The sequence below is a fragment of the Candidatus Symbiopectobacterium sp. NZEC135 genome (assembly GCF_025962695.1).
On record NZ_JAGFPF010001017.1, the window covers coordinates 1 to 776 of the forward strand.

The following is a 776-nucleotide window of genomic DNA, read 5'->3' on the forward strand; positions in this document are numbered from 1 at the left end:
ATCTTAGCCAGATCCCTCTTTCACTTGTGCAGAGAATTGAATATATCCGTGGTGCGCGTTCGGCTGTGTATGGATCAGACGCGATCGGTGGAGTAGTCAACATTATTACCACCAGAGAAAAGGAAGGTACAACGCTCGGCGCTGGGGTCGGTTCTAAGGGATATCAGTCTTACGATGGTTCCACGCAACAAATGATTGGTAATGCGACACGTATTACTTTGGCGGGTAATTATACCTATACCAAAGGATATGATGTTGTTGCTGGTTTCCCTGATGCCAGTGGCAATAAGGCCCAGCCTGATCGTGATGGTTTCATGAGTAAATCGATTTACGGCAATGTTGAACATCAGTTTAACGATGAATTTAGCGGGTTTGTTCGTGGTTATGGATTTGATAACCGAGCTAATTATGATGGGTATAACACCACTGAAAATGATCCACCGTATTCATTCTTAGGGATACCAGACACTCGTCAGCTATATAGCCAAACTTGGGATACAGGCTTACGTTTCCAGCGTGATATTTTATCAACGCAGGTGATTGCTAGCTATAGTCGCACGAAGGATCTGAATTTTGATCCTAAGAATGGTCGCTACGGCGCTGCGTCTACGTTAGATGATGTAGATCAATATAATTTACAATGGGGTAATAGCGTTCAGATAGGAAAAGGAACTGTTAGCGCTGGCGTAGATTGGCAAAAACAGGTTTCTGAGCCAGGAACAAATTATGTTGCCAAAGGCCACGAACAACGCAATACGGGTATCTATATTACAACT

Annotated in this window: 1 protein-coding gene; it reads left to right on the forward strand. The window is 43.7% G+C overall.

Going from position 1 to position 776, the window contains the following annotated elements:
• On the forward strand, positions 1–776 hold a 776-nt coding region (locus tag J5224_RS32145), incomplete at both ends, for a TonB-dependent receptor plug domain-containing protein (protein WP_264629008.1).